Annotated in this window: 15 protein-coding genes and 1 pseudogene; 3 read left to right on the top strand and 13 right to left on the bottom strand. The window is 65.0% G+C overall.

The window, feature by feature from the left end; all coding sequences use genetic code 11:
• Positions 1-131 (top strand): annotated as a pseudogene (locus ACODSU_RS17315) (DUF4148 domain-containing protein); the annotation flags it as partial.
• 90 nt (positions 132-221) lie between these two features.
• Positions 222-518: a hypothetical protein gene (locus tag ACODSU_RS17310; RefSeq protein WP_015012217.1), complete on the top strand. Its 297-nt coding sequence runs from the start codon at positions 222-224 to the stop codon at positions 516-518.
• Between the two features lie 124 nt (positions 519-642).
• On the opposite strand, the gene ACODSU_RS17305 is transcribed toward ACODSU_RS17310, so the two are convergent.
• Together ACODSU_RS17305 and ACODSU_RS17300 are read right to left on the bottom strand one after the other, a co-directional pair.
• Positions 643-1,281, bottom strand: coding sequence for a 3-oxoacid CoA-transferase subunit B (locus ACODSU_RS17305; RefSeq protein ID WP_015014314.1), 639 nt, complete (start codon positions 1,279-1,281; stop codon positions 643-645).
• A 2-nt stretch (positions 1,282-1,283) separates the two neighbouring features.
• Positions 1,284-1,991, bottom strand: coding sequence for a CoA transferase subunit A (locus tag ACODSU_RS17300; protein ID WP_015014315.1), 708 nt, complete (start codon positions 1,989-1,991; stop codon positions 1,284-1,286).
• Positions 1,992-2,066: 75 nt separating this feature from the next.
• Between ACODSU_RS17300 and ACODSU_RS17295 the strand changes: the two genes are divergently transcribed.
• Positions 2,067-2,612: a LuxR C-terminal-related transcriptional regulator gene (locus tag ACODSU_RS17295; RefSeq protein WP_015014316.1), complete on the top strand. Its 546-nt coding sequence runs from the start codon at positions 2,067-2,069 to the stop codon at positions 2,610-2,612.
• A 42-nt stretch (positions 2,613-2,654) separates the two neighbouring features.
• Here ACODSU_RS17295 and pcaC read toward each other — a convergent pair whose 3' ends face one another.
• The 11 genes from pcaC to ACODSU_RS17240 form a co-directional block, all read right to left on the bottom strand.
• On the bottom strand, positions 2,655-3,050 hold the full coding sequence (pcaC, locus tag ACODSU_RS17290) for a 4-carboxymuconolactone decarboxylase (RefSeq protein WP_488806720.1): 396 nt from the start codon (positions 3,048-3,050) through the stop codon (positions 2,655-2,657).
• A gap of 183 nt (positions 3,051-3,233) precedes the next feature.
• Positions 3,234-5,435 carry a catalase/peroxidase HPI gene (katG, locus tag ACODSU_RS17285; protein WP_488843516.1) on the bottom strand — a complete coding sequence of 734 codons (2,202 nt, stop codon included), beginning with the start codon at positions 5,433-5,435 and terminating at the stop codon, positions 3,234-3,236.
• 175 nt (positions 5,436-5,610) lie between these two features.
• Positions 5,611-6,528 carry an SMP-30/gluconolactonase/LRE family protein gene (locus ACODSU_RS17280; RefSeq protein WP_488843514.1) on the bottom strand — a complete coding sequence of 306 codons (918 nt, stop codon included), beginning with the start codon at positions 6,526-6,528 and terminating at the stop codon, positions 5,611-5,613.
• Positions 6,529-6,561: 33 nt separating this feature from the next.
• Positions 6,562-7,452, bottom strand: coding sequence for an amidohydrolase family protein (locus ACODSU_RS17275; RefSeq protein ID WP_488843512.1), 891 nt, complete (start codon positions 7,450-7,452; stop codon positions 6,562-6,564).
• Positions 7,449-8,420, bottom strand: coding sequence for a Bug family tripartite tricarboxylate transporter substrate binding protein (locus ACODSU_RS17270; protein WP_488843510.1), 972 nt, complete (start codon positions 8,418-8,420; stop codon positions 7,449-7,451). Before ACODSU_RS17270 ends, ACODSU_RS17275 begins: the two co-directional genes overlap by 4 nt.
• A 17-nt stretch (positions 8,421-8,437) precedes the next feature.
• Entirely contained in the window at positions 8,438-9,436 is a 999-nt protein-coding gene (locus tag ACODSU_RS17265; protein WP_488843508.1) for a Bug family tripartite tricarboxylate transporter substrate binding protein, read from the bottom strand.
• Between the two features lie 13 nt (positions 9,437-9,449).
• A complete protein-coding gene (locus ACODSU_RS17260; protein WP_488843506.1) occupies positions 9,450-10,409 on the bottom strand; it encodes a Bug family tripartite tricarboxylate transporter substrate binding protein in 960 nt (319 codons plus the stop codon).
• Between the two features lie 148 nt (positions 10,410-10,557).
• Positions 10,558-11,490 (bottom strand): NAD(P)-dependent oxidoreductase, encoded by a 933-nt coding sequence (locus tag ACODSU_RS17255; protein ID WP_488843504.1) that lies wholly within the window; start codon positions 11,488-11,490, stop codon positions 10,558-10,560.
• On the bottom strand, positions 11,487-12,173 hold the full coding sequence (locus ACODSU_RS17250; protein ID WP_488843502.1) for an RraA family protein: 687 nt from the start codon (positions 12,171-12,173) through the stop codon (positions 11,487-11,489). Before ACODSU_RS17250 ends, ACODSU_RS17255 begins: the two co-directional genes overlap by 4 nt.
• A gap of 168 nt (positions 12,174-12,341) precedes the next feature.
• Positions 12,342-13,358 (bottom strand): Bug family tripartite tricarboxylate transporter substrate binding protein, encoded by a 1,017-nt coding sequence (locus ACODSU_RS17245; protein ID WP_488843500.1) that lies wholly within the window; start codon positions 13,356-13,358, stop codon positions 12,342-12,344.
• A 12-nt stretch (positions 13,359-13,370) separates the two neighbouring features.
• Positions 13,371-14,291: an amidohydrolase family protein gene (locus ACODSU_RS17240; RefSeq protein ID WP_488843498.1), complete on the bottom strand. Its 921-nt coding sequence runs from the start codon at positions 14,289-14,291 to the stop codon at positions 13,371-13,373.
• Positions 14,292-14,325: the final 34 nt, after the last annotated feature.

Here is a 14,325-nt window from a genome sequence, read left to right as displayed (position 1 = left end):
AGACCCGCTCCATCGAACCCGCTGGTTCGCGTGTGGTGACTTACAAGTCCACGGCTGACCGCGCTGCCGTGCGTGCCCAGGCTGCTGAAGCTGTGCGTACCGGCCAGATTTCTTCGGGTGAGCGCGGCTGATTGACCCGGGGCGGCTGAATCTGCCGCTCTGGTTGCGCCGTATCTCTCAGTACCCAAGTCCCTCTTTTTCAAATTTTCCGGAGTTTCACCATGAACAAGTCTGTCCGTTTCCTGTCCGTTGCTGCTGTTGCCGCTTTCGCCGCTTTTGGCGCCCACGCTGATGAAGCCGATGCTTCGCAGTTCGCCACCAAGTTCGAAACCAACCGCACCCGTGCTGAAGTGGCTGCCGAAGCTGCTACCGTGGCACAAACCCGCAGCCAAGAGCCTGCTGGTTCGCGTGTGGTGACCTACAAGTCCACCGCTGACCGCGCTGCTGTGCGTGCCCAGGCTGCTGAAGCCCTGCGCACCGGCCAGATCTCTTCGGGCGAAATCGGCAACGCGATGTAATTGCCACAGGCCCCGTGCGCACGGCATGGGGGCTTTGTGAAAGAGCTGTGCAAATGCAAAAGGCCGGGGCCCTGTGAGGGGCCCCGGCCTTTTTTGTGGCGCCACTACGATAGTGGCCCAACGCTCAGGGGATCAACGTGACGCCGGTCTTGGCCTGCAGAGCCTCAAAGGTCACGCCGGGAGCAAGCTCCACCACCTTCAGGCCCTGAGGCGTCACGTCCAGGACGGCCAGGTCGGTGATGATGCGGTCCACCACGCCCACGCCTGTGAGGGGCAAGGTGCACTGGGGCAGGATCTTCAGGTCCTCGGTGCCGTCCTTCTTCTTGGCGACATGCTCCATGAGCACGATCACGCGCTTGACGCCCGCCACCAGGTCCATGGCGCCGCCCATGCCCTTGACCATCTTGCCGGGAATCATCCAGTTGGCCAGGTCACCCTTTTCGCTGACCTGCATGGCACCCAGGATGGACAGGTTGATCTTGCCGCCACGGATCATGGCAAACGACTGGTCGCTGCCGAAGATGGACGAGCCCTTGATGGTCGTCACCGTCTGCTTGCCGGCATTGATCAGGTCCGGGTTCACCTGGTCTTCGGTCGGGAAGGGACCGATGCCCAGCATGCCGTTCTCGGACTGCAGCCACACTTCCTTGTCACCGGTGAAGTTGGCCACCAGCGTGGGGATGCCGATACCCAGGTTCACATAAAAGCCGTCTTCGAGTTCTTGGGCCGCACGGGCGGCCATCTGGTCTTGGGTCCACGGCATGGTCAGGCTCCTGCTTTCTCGGTGATCGTTCGTTTTTCGATGCGCTTTTCGGGGTTGGCATTGAGCACGATGCGGTGCACGTAGATGCCAGGCAGGTGGATGTCGTCGGGGGCCAGTTCGCCCACTTCCACGATCTTTTCCACTTCAACGATGCAGACCTTTCCTGCAGTGGCGGCGGCGGGGTTGAAGTTGCGCGCGGTGAGGTTGAAGCGCAGGTTGCCCGACTTGTCGGCCACGTCGGCCTTGACCAGCGAGACCTCGGGCACCAGGGAGCGCTCCATCACATAGGTTTCGCCGTCAAATTCGCGCAGCTCCTTGCCCTCGGCCACGATAGTGCCCACGCCAGTCTTGGTGAAGAAGGCCGGAATGCCCGCGCCGCCTGCGCGCAGCTTTTCGGCCAGCGTGCCTTGGGGGGTGAATTCCAGCTCCAGCTCGCCCGCTAGGTACTGGCGCTCGAACTCCTTGTTCTCGCCCACGTACGACGAGATCATCTTCTTGATCTGACGGGTTTCGAGCAGCTTGCCCAGACCAAAGCCGTCCACGCCCGCGTTGTTGGAGATCACGGTGAGGTTCTTGACGGCCGAATCACGCAGCGCGTCGATCAAGGCTTCAGGAATGCCACACAGCCCGAAACCGCCTACAGCCATGAGTTGGCCGTCTGCAACCACGCCCTTCAGGGCTTCGGCTGCGGAGGGGAATATCTTGTTCACCACGATCTCCTTATGAATGGGATGCGCTACGATACTACGTACTTAAATAAGTAGTTTTCCGTAAAGATTAGCACTATGGAAGTGGATTACCGGCTCGCTTTTGACATGGCTCCCGTGGGGCTGGTGCTGTCGCGCAACCGCACCATGGTCGACTGCAACCGCCATGTGTGCGAGATGTTCGGTGCCTCACGCGAGGTGCTGATCGGCCAGTCGTTCCAGATACTTTATCCGAGCGCTGACGAGTACGAGCGCCTGGGCGCACACATGGAGCCCATCCTGAACGCCAAGGGCCACTATGCGGACAACCGCATCATGAAGCGCGCCAATGGCGAGGTCTTCTGGTGCCACGTGTCGGGCCGCGCACTCAACCGCAATGCCCCGCATGAATCAGGTATCTGGAGCTTTGAGGACCTCAGCTCGCAGCGCACCGTGAAGGCCGAGCTGACGGGCCGTGAGCGGGAGGTGGCCGCACGCCTGCTGGAAGGCCTGACCTCCAAGGAAATTGGCCGGGCGCTGGAGATCAGCCACCGCACCGTGGAGATCTACCGCGCGCGCCTCATGCGCAAGTACAACGCATCCACCGCAGCCGATCTGGTGCAAAAGCTGCTGGCAGGCGGCTGAAGCGGGGCGGCCTGTGCGTCGCCCCCACCAGTCGCGGGCCTGCTACTTGGCAGGTCCCACAGGTCCGTCAATGACTTCCGCAGCGGTGCGAAACGCCTCTACCGCCGTCGGCAGGCCGCAATAGACGCTGGCGTGCAGCAGCACCTCCTGCAGTTCCTCGGCCGTGGCGCCATTGTTCAGCGCGCCACGCACATGGCCCTTGAGTTCGTGCTGCTTGCCCAACGCGATCAGCATGGAAACCGTGATCAAACTGCGGGTCTTGCGGTCCAGCCCGGGGCGCTGCCAGACATCGCCCCACGCATTGCGCGTGATGTATTCCTGGATGGGCTGCGTGAAAGAAGTGGCGTTGCCCAGCGCACGGTCCACAAAATCATCACCCATGACCTCCCGGCGGGTGGCCAGGCCTTTTTCGTAGTCTTTGGACGGGGTTGCTGTCACGCGCACTCTCCTTGAAAGGTTGAAACATCAAGGCCCGATGGTAGCGAGCAAGCGCAACGCCCCCGTCATGAAAACCACAGAACAAAAAGCCCGGCGCGTGCACTGCACACACCGGGCTCGATCAAGGCATGTTCAGCCCAACCCATGCCGCCTTTCAACGGCATGGAGCAGAGGCCCTGGGATTCAGGCGCTGGCGCCGCCTGCGGCCAGGTCAAACCGGTCGAGGTTCATCACCTTGGTCCAAGCCTTGACGAAGTCCTGCACAAACACCGCCTGCGCATCGCTGCTGGCATAGACCTCGGCCAGCGCGCGCAGCACGGAGTTTGAGCCAAACACCAGGTCGGCCACCGTGCCGGTCCATTTTTTGGCACCGGTGCTGCGGTCCACACCGTCCAGCACACCTGCTGCGCCCGCCGACTTCTGCCATTGGGTGCGCATGTCGAGCAGGTTCACAAAGAAGTCATTGCTCAAAGTGCCGATGCGCTGTGTGAAGACACCATGGGCCGCCTGATCCACATTGGCACCCAGCACGCGCAAGCCGCCCACCAGCACCGTCATTTCGGGCGCTGTCAGCGTGAGCTGATTGGCGCGGTCCACCAGCAGCTCGGCCACGGCGCCTTCCAGGCCAGGACGCACATAGTTGCGGAAGCCATCGGCCACAGGCTCCATGACCTCGAAAGAAGGCACATCAGTCTGCTCCTGCGAGGCATCGGTGCGGCCGGGGGTGAAAGGCAAGGTCACCTCCTGCCCGGCATTCTTCGCTGCAGCCTCGACGGCGGCGCCACCGGCCAGCACGATCAGGTCAGCGAGCGAGATCTTCTTGCCGCCCGTCTGCGCGGCATTGAAGTCGCGCTGGATGGCTTCGAGTTGACCCAGCACCTTGGCCAGCTGCGCAGGCTGGTTCACGGCCCAGTCCTTCTGCGGCGCCAAACGGATGCGCGCGCCGTTGGCACCGCCGCGCTTGTCGCCGCCCCGGAAGGTGGAAGCGGAGGCCCAGGCCGTAGACACCAATTCTGGAATGGACAGACCCGATGCCAGCACCTTGGCCTTGAGCGCGGCGATGTCCTGCGCGTTGACCAGAGCGTGATCCACGGCGGGAACCGGGTCTTGCCAGATCAGCACTTCGGCGGGGACTTCCGGGCCCAGGTAGCGGGCACGCGGCCCCATGTCGCGGTGCGTGAGCTTGAACCAGGCGCGCGCAAACGCGTCGGCAAACTGCTCAGGATGGGCCAAGAAGCGGCGCGAGATCTTCTCGTAGGCCGGATCAAAGCGCAGCGAGAGGTCGGTGGTGAGCATGGTGGGCACCAGCTTTTTCGACGGGTCGTGGGCGTGCGGGATCGTCGCCTCAGCCCCCTTGGCCGTCCACTGGTGGGCGCCTGCAGGGCTCTTGGTCAGCTCCCACTCGTAGCCAAACAGGTTCTCAAAGTAGTTGTTGCTCCACTGCGTGGGCGTGGTGGTCCAGGTCACTTCCAGGCCGCTGGTGATCGTGTCGCCGCCCTTGCCCGTGCCGTAGCTGCTCCTCCAGCCCAGGCCCTGCTCTTCGATGCCTGCGCCTTCGGGCTCCTTGCCCACCAGGGCAGCATCGCCTGCGCCGTGGGTCTTGCCAAAAGTGTGGCCGCCAGCGATGAGCGCCACAGTTTCTTCATCGTCCATGGCCATGCGCGCAAAGGTGTCGCGGATGTCGCGTGCAGCAGCGATGGGGTCGGGGTTACCGTTCGGGCCTTCGGGGTTCACATAGATCAGGCCCATCTGCACGGCGGCCAGCGGGTTGGCCAGATCACGCTCGCCGCTGTAGCGCTTGTCGCTGCCGAGCCAGGTCGATTCAGCACCCCAGTACACGTTCTCATCGGGTTCCCACACGTCAGGGCGCCCACCCGCAAAACCAAAGGTCTTGAAGCCCATGGATTCGAGCGCCACGTTCCCGGTCAGGATCATCAAGTCGGCCCACGAAATCTTGCGGCCGTACTTCTGCTTGACGGGCCAGAGCAGGCGGCGGGCCTTGTCCAGGTTGGCGTTGTCGGGCCAGCTGTTGAGCGGCGCAAAACGCTGCTGCCCGGCCCCGGCGCCACCACGACCGTCTGCCAGACGATAGGTACCTGCGCTGTGCCATGCCATGCGCACAAACAGCGGCCCATAGTGGCCGAAGTCTGCGGGCCACCAGTCCTGCGAGTCGGTCATCAGTGCGCGCAGGTCGGCCTTCACGGCAGCCAAGTCCAGGCTCTTGAATTCCTCGGCGTAATTGAAGCCGTCTCCCATCGGGTCGGTGAGCGGGGAGTTCTGGTTCAGAGGGCGGAGATTGAGTTGGTTGGGCCACCAGTCGGCATTGCGGGGGCCCGTGGGCGTGGCCTTGGTGTGGTCAAAGGGGCACTTGGCTTCTGTCGTCATGGGTCATCTCCTGTGAAAGCGCGTCGGCAAATCGTATCGACAGGACAGATGGTAGGAAGCAAACCATGACAGGTAAATTGAATCGATTGAATCTCATCAATAGCCAATTTCAATAAAACACCTTCACTCCATTGATTTCACTGCACCCCATGGATTCATCAAACAGGAGATCGCCCTATCGCAAGCGAGCCAGCGGCAGTCCAGGCGCCGTCATGCCAGCGCGCAGGATGCGACCATGGGTGGAGTCCGTGACATACACCGTAGTGCGCCCTGCCCCACCAAACGCCAGGTTGGTGGTGGAGCTGCCCGGCACGCCGCGCAGCACCTGCACCGGCTCGGCACGGTGGTTGAGCACCCACACATAACCCAGGCCGGGGTTGGCCACCAGCAAGCGGCCCTCGGCATCCACAGCCAGACCATCCGGGCCGCTGGGGCCATACGAGGTGAAGAACTGGCTGACCTTGGCCACGCTGCCATCGGGCAACAGCGGCACGCGCCACACGCAGTTGCCGCGCGTCACGGCGAGGTACAGCACACGGCCATCGGGCGACAGGGCCACGCCGTTGGGGCTGGGCACGTTGTGCAGCAGCAAGTCGAGCTGGCCGTTGGGTCGCAGACGGTACAGGCGGCCACTGGGGTCGTGCAGGCCGCTTTGGCCCTGGTCGGTGAAATACAGGTTGCCTTCGGCGTCAAAGATCAGATCGTTCACGCCCTTGAAGCGCTCGCTGTTGCGGCGCTGCAGGTACGGTGTGACAGCGCCTGTGGCCACGTCCAGCTGCATCAGACCGTTCTTGTAGTCGGTGATGAGCAGCGTGCCGGGCTTCAAAAACTTCAGGCCGTTGGGCTCGCCGTCGTACTCGGCCACCAGCGCCCATTCGCCTTGCGGGTTGATGCGAAAGACCCGGCCCCAGGGGATATCGCTGACGTAGAGGTTGCCCGCATCGTCAAACACCGGGCCTTCCAGAAACGAATCGGTGATGGTGCCGCCCCGGTTGGCGTCGGCCCAGTCACTGCGCTCGCGGCGGCGAAAGTGCTCGGGCATGGTGGTGAACACATCGAGGTCGCGAACCTCAGGGGCTTGCAGCAAACACATGGCGGGTCTTTCCAATTCGTTCAGATGACTCGTTCAAGCGGGGGCGGCGGTATCGAAACCATACAGCCGCGCCGGGTTGTCGACCAGGATGCGGTCCATGGCGGCATCGCTGCCAGCCCAGGCCTGCAGCAAATCCACCAGATCGGCATCGTTCACAGTGCCGGGCGCCTCAGTGGTGTGCGGCCAGTCGCTGCCCCACACCAGGCGCTCGGGCGCAGCCTGCACCAGGGCCCGGCCCAGCGGCAGCGTGTCGGCGTAGCTGGGGCCATGCACGGTCGAGCGCATATAGGCGCCCGAGAGCTTGACCCAGGTGTTGCCTCCATCCAGCAGGCCGCACACCACGCCATAGGCCTGCGTAGCCGGGCCTTCCGCCGGGTCGATGCGGCCCAGGTGGTCTATGACCAGAGGCACAGGCAAGGTGTGCAGCTGCGGCGCGAGTTCGATGAGTTGCTCAGGGTGCACAAAAATCTGGATATGCCAGTCCGCGCAGTCCGGATGATCAGCCACCTTGCGCGCCAGCGTGGCCAGCATGTCAGGTGTGGTGGTGCCCCAAGATTGGGGCGAGACAAAGTTGACCCGCAGCCCGCGCACACGGCGTGCGGCCAGGTGGGCCAGTTCATCCGCGCTCACATCCTCGCCCACCACGGCCACGCCGCGCGCAGCGTCGCCCAGTTGGTCCAGCGCATCCAGCGTGCACGCGTTGTCGGTGCCGTAGGTGGATGGCGTGACCACCACCGTGCGCGCGGTGCCCAGGCGCGCCTGCAGTTGCCGATACGCCGCCACGGGGGCCACCGGCGGCGTGCGCGGCCAGTGGCTTGATGGTGCAAAGCGCGGATCAAAGATGTGCATGTGGCTGTCGCAGGCGCCGGGCGGCAACGGGCGCTGTGGGCGGTTCAGGCCCACGGAGTGGGGCACGGGGGTCATTGCTTCTCGATACCCACTTTGACCGCCACAGACTCCCACAGCTGGGCATCTGCCTTCAGCTTGTCGGCAAAGGCGGCTCCACTGAGCACGCTGGGCACAGCGCCGAGGTCTGTAGCAAAGGTCTGAAGATCGGCACTGGCCATGGCTTTGGTGATTTCCTGGCGCAGCTTGTCCAGTACCGCCTCCGGCGTGCCCTTGGGAGCCCACAGGCCGGTGAAATTGACCACTTTGTAGCCCGGCGCGCCTGCCTGAGCAAACGTGGGCACATCGGGCACGGCCTTGAGCCGCTGCTCGCCGCTGACTGCAAGCAAGCGCACTTTGCCGCCACGCACTTGCCCCATCACGCCTGGGGTCGATGCGATCTGGAAATCGATGGTTCCGCCCAGCAACGCCAAGGTGGCTTCACCAGCGCCTTTGAAGGGCACGTGGGTGGCCTTGAGGCCGCTGGCACCCTGCAATGCTTCTGTGGCGAAGTGGGGCATGGTGCCTGCTCCGCCGGTGCCGTAGTTGAGCTTGCCCGGGTTGGCTTGGGAATACGCCACCAGCTCGCCCAGTGTTTTGAACGGGGAGTTGGCGGCCACCACCACGGTGGTGGGGGCGAAATTGAAACCGGCCACAGGCACCAGGTCGTTGGCGTAGTCCCAAGACAGCTTCTTGAACACCTGGGGCAGGATGGAGTACGTGGTGTCATTGGCCATGAGCGTATAGCCATCACCCGGCGAACGCGCCACCTGGTTGGCACCGATGGTGCCCGTGCCACCGGCCTTGTTTTCGACAAAGAAGCTCTGGCCGGTTTGCTCCGTGAGCTTTTGGGCTATGCGTCGGGTCACCTGATCGACCGCGCCGCCGGGTGGGTATGGCACCACGATCTTGACGGCTTTGTCCGGGTAGCCGGTTTGTGCCATGGCATGGGCCATGGCGAAGGTCAGCACAAGGGCTGCGCCCAGTGAGGTGTGAGTGCGTCGCATGAGAGTCTCCTTGTCGTTCAATCAGCTTTGAGGTCGAGCGCTTTGGCCATCTGGCTATACGTGGTCACTTCGCGGGCCACGCGGCTGGCAAAGGCATTACCGCAGACCGATTCGGCGTTCAGCCCCAGGCCGCGCAGCCTGTCGATGGCCGATGCGCTCTTGGCAAAGTCGGCAGCCGTGCGCTCCAGCGCCAAGGCGATAGGCTCGGGCAGGCCTGCGGGGGCCAGCACGCCGTACCACACGTCGGCAGCGTAATTGCCGCCGCCTGCCTCGGCAAACGTCGGCACGTCGGGCACCAGGGCCGAGCGCTTGGGTGCGCCCACGGCCAGCGCACGCAGCTTGCCGCTTTGGATTTGCGGCAGCACCGAGCCCAGCGTGGCAAACGAGCTGTCGAGCTGGCCGCCCATCAGGTCCGTCACCACGGGTGCAGCGCCCTTGTAGGGCACATGGTTGAGCTGCAGGCCTTGGGCGCGGGCAAAGATCTCGGTGGCAAAGTGGCCTGAGCTGCCCACCCCGGCCGTGCCTGCCGTCACGCGGCCGGGCTCGGCACGGGCCTTGGCCTGGTAGTCGGCAAGCGTCTTTACCGGCAGACCGGGTGCCACCACCAGCACCGTGGGGCTGCCAGCCACCGTGCACAGAGGGCGGAAGGACTTCACTGCATCAAACTTGACGCGGCCCTGGTACAGCCCCGGAATCATCGTGTGGTTGGTGGCACCGAACAGCAGCGTGTAGCCATCGGCCGGGGCGCTGGCCACAGCCTGCGCAGCAATGACGGTGCCCGCGCCCGGCTTGTTGTCGATGATGAAGGGCTGGCCCAGGGCGCGGCTGGCGTGGTCGGCAAACGCACGCGCCACCACATCGGTGGGGCCACCAGCGGCAAAGCCCACCACCAGCTTTACGGGTTTGGTCGGGTAGGTAGCTGTGCCCGTTTGCGCATAGGCAGCGCCATTTGCTACCAAAATAATAGCTACCAGCGCTTGGCGAATAAGCGCCAGAGGCATTTTTTGCTTGAACATGGCGAAGGCGTCCTCAGTCCATGCGGATGCCGGCAGTGCGAATCACCTCGGCCCACTTGGTGGTTTCGGCTTTCAGGAAGGCGCTGAACTCCTGCGCGCTGGAGCCCACGCCCTGCACACCCAGTTCGGCAAAGCGCTTCTTCATTTCGGGGCTGGCCACGATGGCGCGGGTTTCTGCCTCGAGCCGCTCCAGCACGGGGCGCGGTGTGCCTGCGGGGGCGAAAAAGCCGTTCCACTCGCTGACGTGGAAGCCAGGAACGCCAGACTCGGCCACGGTGGGTACAGACTCCCAACCCTCGGCGCGGCGGGGCGACGAGATGGCCAGCGCCCGCAGCTTGCCGCTTTTGACGAACGGACCGCTGGCCGTGGTGGCGCTGAACATTACGTCCACCTGCCCGCCGATCAGGTCGGTGAGCGCAGGTGCACCGCCCCGATAGGGGATGTGGGTAATGGCCACTTTCTGCCCCTGCTTGAACAGCTCGCCCGCCAGATGCTGCGCGCCGCCGTTGCCCGCCGATGCGTAGGTCAGATGGCCCGGCCGCGCCCTGGCGGCCTTGGCTACGTCCGCCACCGACTGGAAAGGCGAGTTGGCAGGCACCACCATGAACAGCGGCACCTGCAGTACCAGCGAGATGGGTGCAAAGTCCTTCGCTGCATCGAACGGCAGCTTGGGGAACAGGCTGAGGTTGACGGTGAAGGCCGTGGCATCGAGCAGCAGCGTGTAGCCATCGGCAGGTGCCTTGGCAACGACCGCAGCGCCAATCGTGCCGCTGCCGCCAGGGCGGTTGTCCACCACCACCTGCTGGCCCAGGCGATGACCCAGTTGCGTGGCCAGCAGGCGTGCGGTGTTGTCGGCATTGCCACCGGCTGGGTACGGAACCACCAGCTTGAGCGGCTTGTCTGGCCAGGTGCCTTGGGCTTGCGCAGGCGCTGCACTCAGCACACCCGCAGTGGCAGTCACTACCAAAGCCATAGCTGCCAGCGCTTTATTCGCAAGTGTTAGCGGCCGATTTGTTTTGAGAATTTGGATCATGTTGCTTGTCTCCGTGAGGTGCCGATGCCGCACCACGCTTCAGCGCGCGCGGCACCGGCCACATGGTTGTTGTGGAAGAAATCTATGCTCAGGCAGCGACAGCACTGCGGGCCAGCACGGCCAGCAGGTTCTTGGCTGCGCCCACACCCATGTTCACGTAGGCATCGCTCGTCACGCCGCCGATGTGGGGGCTGAGGATGAAGTTCTTCTCGCCCTGGAAGGGGTGGCCGGCCGTCATAGGCTCCACCGCAAAGCTGTCGAGTCCTGCCGCCATCACCTGGCCCGAGCGCACGGCCGCCAGCAGTGCGGCCTCGTCAATCAGGCCGCCGCGTGCGGTGTTCACCACAATCACGCCGCGCTTGCATTGCGCCAGCGTGGTGGCGTTGAGCATGCCCCGGTTGTCGTCGGTCAGCGGGCAGTGCAGCGAAATCGCATCCGATTCGCGCCAGATCGTTTCCAGGTCCACCGCTTGCACGTACGCGGGCAGGTTTTTGGCATACGGGTCAAACCCAATCACCCGCATGCCCAGTGCGTCGGCCATCTTGGCAAAACGCAGGCCAATGGCGCCCAGGCCCACCAGGCCTACGGTGCGGCCACCGAGTTCCAGGCTCTTGTGGGTGGCCTTGTCCCAGTGACCGGCGTGCATGCGCGCATCGAGTTGCACCACCGATTTGGCGCAGGCCATCAGCAGCGCCAGGGCCTGCTCGGCCACGGCGGCGGCGTTGGCGCCCACGGCGGCCACCACTTCAATGCCACGGGCTTTGGCGGCGACCTTGTCGATGGTGTCGGTGCCGCTGCCGTGCTTGGAGATGACCTTGAGCGCAGGGGCTGCGTCCATCACCGCAGCGCCCACCTTGCCGTAGCGCACGATCATGGCTACGGGGTTGTGCGTGCGGCACAAGGCCACCAGGTCCTCTTCCGTGGGTGTCTTGCCTGCGTAGACGATTGCGTAGTCCGTCAGCAGGTCGAGGGCTTGTTGCGCCAAGTCGGCGCCAGTCACGATGATGGTAGGTTGGCTCACAGGGTTTCTCCTTCTTTCAGCACGCCCGCGGCGCGCAGGGCGGCGGGCAGCCACTTCGCGGCGGTGTCGCCACGGGCAATGGATTCGATGCGGGCGGCCTCGTCGGCCACCTTCTTGTCGGCCAGGGCCATCATGGCGGGGGCTTTATCACGCTCGATGACGACCACGCCATCGGCATCGCCCACCACCAGGTCACCGGGGTTCACGGTGGCACCACCGGCGCTGATGGGGTGGTTGATGCGGCCGGGCACGTACTTGGTGGGGCCGGCGGGGTTGAAGCCGGCGCTGAACACGGGGAAGTCCAGTTCCAGAATTTCCAGCTTGTCGCGAATGGCGGCGTCCACGATCACACCCGCCACGCCACGCTTCTTGCAGGCGCTGAGCATCAGCGTGCCCATCAGCGCCGCCGTCTGGTCGCCCTTGCCGTCAATCACCAGCACATCGCCCGGCTGGGCCAGGGCGATGGCGGCGTGGATCATGAGGTTGTCGCCGGGGCGCACTTCCACGGTGAAGGCGGGGCCAGCCACCTTCATGCTCTGGTGCACGGGCGCCACGCGGCCATGCATGGTGCCGCGGCGGCCCGCCACGTCGGCCAGGATGGCGGCTTGGTAGGTAGAGGCTTTGGCCACGACGTCGGCGCTGACGCGGTCGATGGTGCGGATGATTTCAGGGAGTTGGCTCATGGGATCGGTCCGGTTGAGGTAATGAAAACGAAGAAGCAGCGGTTTGTTTTTGGACAGGTGCTTGGGCGATTCACCCGGCGTCTCTGGCTAGGCGCCGCGTCGCAGGCAGTACCAGCGGTACAACAAGGCGCGGCAACAACGCCAGAGGCGGTGGGTGGATCGCGGGTATCAGTCGGCCTTGATGTTTCCGTCTTTGATGACCTTGGCCCACTTGGCGGAGTCGGCCTTTTGCAGGTCGCACAGCTGCTGGGGCGTGCCGCCCACCAGCGTCACGCCCAGCTTGTCGGCAAGGGCGACGAGGGCGGGGTCTTTCAGCGCGGCGGCGATCTCGCGGTTCAGCCGCTGCACGATGGCGGCGGGTGTCTTGGCGGGGGCAAACACGGCCTGCCACTGCTCCACGACAAAGTCCTTGATCCCCGCCTCGCCCATGGTGGGCACGGCAGGCAGGGCCTTGAGACGCTGGGCCGATGTGACGGCCAGGGCGCGCAACTTGCCCGACTGCACATGCGGCAGGGCGGCGGCTGCGGGGGCAAACATGAACTGCACCTGCTCGGCCAGCGTGTCTTGCAACGCGGGGGTGTCGCCCTTGTAGGGCACATGGATGAAGCGCGCGCCGGTTTGCTGCTGCAGCAGCTCGCCCTGCATTTGCAAAATCGTGCCGTTGCCGCCGGAGGCAAACGCCAGCTTGCCGGGCTGGGCCTTGGCAGCGGCCAGCAGATCCGCCACCGTCTTGAACGGCTGGTTCGCGCCCACCACCAAAATGTGCGGAATGGTGCCCACGGTGATCACAGGCTCAAACGCCGTGATGTGGTCATAGGGCAGCTTGGCCATCAGGTGCGGCGCAATCGCCTGCGGGCCAATGGACGTGCCTAGCAGCGTGAGCCCGTCGGGCGCCGCCTTGGCCACATACGCCGCGCCAATGGTGCCCGTGGCCCCGGCCTTGTTGTCCACGATGACGTTGGTGGACAGCGCCGCGCCCAGCTTGAGCGCAATGTTGCGGCCCAGCACATCGGTGCTGCCCCCAGCGGGGTACGGCACCACCCAGGTGATGAGCTTGCCCGCGGGCCAGTCGCCCTGCGCCCAGGCGGGCAAACCGGCCCCCACACCGGCGCCCGCAAGGGCCAGGGTGGTCAACAGTTGGCGGCGCTGCACGCCGCGCGGGGAAAGGGGAGACAAAGAGGTCATGGTGCAAGGCCCTCAGACAGGGGTGGGTGATGAAGAAATCGATACCGGCGCAAAGCCGTAAAGCGCGGCGGGGTTGGTGACCAGCACGCGGTGCAGCGCATCGGCACCGGCCTGATCGCACCAGCGCGCCAGGGTGTCGATCTGCAATGCGTCGTCAGGCAAGGGGTGCATGCCCGCGCTGGCGGTGGCATGGGGCCAGTCACTGCCCCACAGCACGCGCTCAGGCGCCGCACGCAGGTAGCTGGTGGCCAGCGCGTCGAGTGCGGGATCGTCCACCGCATGGGTGGCGCTGACGATGTAGCCGCCCGAGAGCTTGACCCAGGCCCGGCCCTCGCCCAGCAGTTGCAGCAACAGCGCATGGGCGGGGTGCTGCCCCGCCTGCGCGGGGGCGATGCGGCCCAGGTGGTCGAACACCAGGGGCACGGGCACGCTGCGCAGCACATCGCCCAGACTAGCCAGCACATCGGGCGCCATCAGCAGCTGCAGGTGCCAGCCCCAGGGCGCAATGCGCCGGGCCAGGGGCAAGATGGAGTCCACCGAGCCGGTAACGCCCAGCGACAGGTTCAGCCGCACGCCACGTACGCCCGCATCGTGCAGGGCTTGCAGCTGGGCATCGCTCTCGCGGCCATCGATCACGGCCACGCCCCGGGCCTGCTCGCCCAACGCGGCCAGGCCCTGCAGCATGCAGCGGTTGTCCGCACCGTAGGTGGAGGGCGTGACCAGCACCGTGCGCTCGGTGCCCAGGCGCTGCTGCAGCGCGCGGTAGTCGCTGGCCGATGCATCGGGTGGCAACAACTTGGCACCAGGCGCCGCGGGAAAGCGCTGGTCGTACACATGCACATGGCAGTCGCAGGCCCCCGCAGGCAGTGTGGTGCGAGGCACCGCCGTTCCCTGCGAGAACGGTACGGGCGTGGCAAGGCAATCGCGGGTCATGGCGATGGGCTGTCAGCGGGGGATGGACGGGGTG

This window comes from Acidovorax sp. FG48 (assembly GCF_057809085.1).
Note: the sequence above shows the minus strand (reverse complement) of the source record. Positions and strands in the feature narration are given on the sequence as shown.

Excerpts from the sequence above, each read along its gene's own strand:
- ACODSU_RS17310 (WP_015012217.1), top strand. The coding sequence starts at position 222 with ATGAACAAGTCTGTCCGTTTCCTGTCCGTTGCTGCTGTTGCCGCTTTC.
- ACODSU_RS17305 (WP_015014314.1), bottom strand. The coding sequence starts at position 1,281 with ATGCCGTGGACCCAAGACCAGATGGCCGCCCGTGCGGCCCAAGAACTC.
- ACODSU_RS17295 (WP_015014316.1), top strand. The coding sequence starts at position 2,067 with ATGGAAGTGGATTACCGGCTCGCTTTTGACATGGCTCCCGTGGGGCTG.
- katG (WP_488843516.1), bottom strand. The coding sequence starts at position 5,435 with ATGACGACAGAAGCCAAGTGCCCCTTTGACCACACCAAGGCCACGCCC.
- ACODSU_RS17280 (WP_488843514.1), bottom strand. The coding sequence starts at position 6,528 with ATGTGTTTGCTGCAAGCCCCTGAGGTTCGCGACCTCGATGTGTTCACC.
- ACODSU_RS17275 (WP_488843512.1), bottom strand. The coding sequence starts at position 7,452 with ATGACCCCCGTGCCCCACTCCGTGGGCCTGAACCGCCCACAGCGCCCG.
- ACODSU_RS17270 (WP_488843510.1), bottom strand. The coding sequence starts at position 8,420 with ATGCGACGCACTCACACCTCACTGGGCGCAGCCCTTGTGCTGACCTTC.
- ACODSU_RS17265 (WP_488843508.1), bottom strand. The coding sequence starts at position 9,436 with ATGTTCAAGCAAAAAATGCCTCTGGCGCTTATTCGCCAAGCGCTGGTA.
- ACODSU_RS17260 (WP_488843506.1), bottom strand. The coding sequence starts at position 10,409 with ATGGCTTTGGTAGTGACTGCCACTGCGGGTGTGCTGAGTGCAGCGCCT.
- ACODSU_RS17250 (WP_488843502.1), bottom strand. The coding sequence starts at position 12,173 with ATGAGCCAACTCCCTGAAATCATCCGCACCATCGACCGCGTCAGCGCC.
- ACODSU_RS17245 (WP_488843500.1), bottom strand. The coding sequence starts at position 13,358 with ATGACCTCTTTGTCTCCCCTTTCCCCGCGCGGCGTGCAGCGCCGCCAA.
- ACODSU_RS17240 (WP_488843498.1), bottom strand. The coding sequence starts at position 14,291 with ATGACCCGCGATTGCCTTGCCACGCCCGTACCGTTCTCGCAGGGAACG.